2 protein-coding genes are annotated in these 1,138 nt (G+C 73.9%); both read right to left on the reverse strand.

What is annotated here, in order from left to right:
• Nucleotides 1–422, reverse strand: a 422-nt coding sequence (locus EIO58_RS18330) for an ATP-binding cassette domain-containing protein (RefSeq protein WP_127820597.1), incomplete at its 3' end; no start/stop codon positions are given.
• A partial coding sequence (locus tag EIO58_RS18335) for an ATP-binding cassette domain-containing protein (protein ID WP_240659016.1) occupies nucleotides 419–1,138 on the reverse strand: 720 nt, incomplete at its 5' end. The genes EIO58_RS18330 and EIO58_RS18335, both read right to left, overlap by 4 nt.

Below are 1,138 nucleotides of genomic sequence, written 5' to 3' on the forward strand. Positions count from 1 at the left end.
CGCTGCGCCGCGTGGTCGGCCAGGCCCACGAGCCGCAGCGCTTCGGCGACTCGGTCGGCGCGCTCGGCGGGCGGCGTCTTCGCGATGCGCAGCGGCAGCTCGACGTTCTCGGCCGCCGAGAGGATCGGGATGAGCCCGAACGACTGGAACACGAACCCGAGCCGCTCCCGTCGCAGCGCGGCGAGCGCCTCCTCGTCGAGCGCGGTCGCCTCGACGTCGCCGAGCCACACCCGCCCCGACGTCGGGCGGTCGAGCCCGCCGAGCAGGTTCAGCAGCGTCGTCTTCCCCGCGCCCGACGCGCCCCTCACCACCACCAGCTCGCCCGCGGCGACCTCGATGTCGATGTCGACGCACGCGTGGACGTCGCCGGCCGGCGACGAGAACGTGCGCGTAAGGCTCTCGCCGCGCAGTGCCAGGGTCATCGGGACTCCTCCGTGGGGATGTCCGACGCGTCGGGCACCGGATCATCGGTCGTCGGGCGAGCGAGGAACGAGCGAGACGAAACGTCTCCAGGCTGCTCGGATGCCTCGGGCCGAGGCGTCTCGCCTCGCGGAGCGGCTCCCGAGCCTGTGGAAGGGAGCTCGACGACCGGGGCTTGCTGGCCTGGCCAGACGCCGACGTGGTCGGGCTCGAGGGCGAGGCGCACGCGCTCCCGCAGGTCGAGTGCCGCGACGAAGTCGTCGGGCAGCTGCAGGCGGCCGACGCGGTCGAGCACCGCGTACTCCTCGGCGACGTGATGCTCGGCGCCGTGCTCGTCGAGCCTCGTCGACCGCAGCACCTCGGTGGAGGTGCGGCCGTCGCGGATCTGCACGGTGCGGGCCACATGCTCCGACACGGCCGGGTCGTGGGTCACGATGAGGGTCGTCACGCCGAGCTCGCGGTTGACCGAGCGCATCGCTTCGAGCACGTGGGCGCTCGTCAGGTCGTCGAGCTCGCCGGTGGGCTCGTCGGCGAGCAGCACGCGCGGATCGTTCGCGATTCCGACGGCGATCGCGACGCGCTGCTGTTCGCCGCCCGACATCTCGGCCGGCCGGCGGTCGGCACAGTGCGAGACCTCGACGAGATCGAGCAGCTCGGCCACGCGCGTGCGGCGCACGGCCGCGCCTCGCGAGGCGCCCGCGATCGCGAGCGCGGCGGC

It is taken from the genome of Microbacterium sp. CPCC 204701, from assembly GCF_004010105.1.
Lineage (GTDB): Bacteria > Actinomycetota > Actinomycetes > Actinomycetales > Microbacteriaceae > Microbacterium.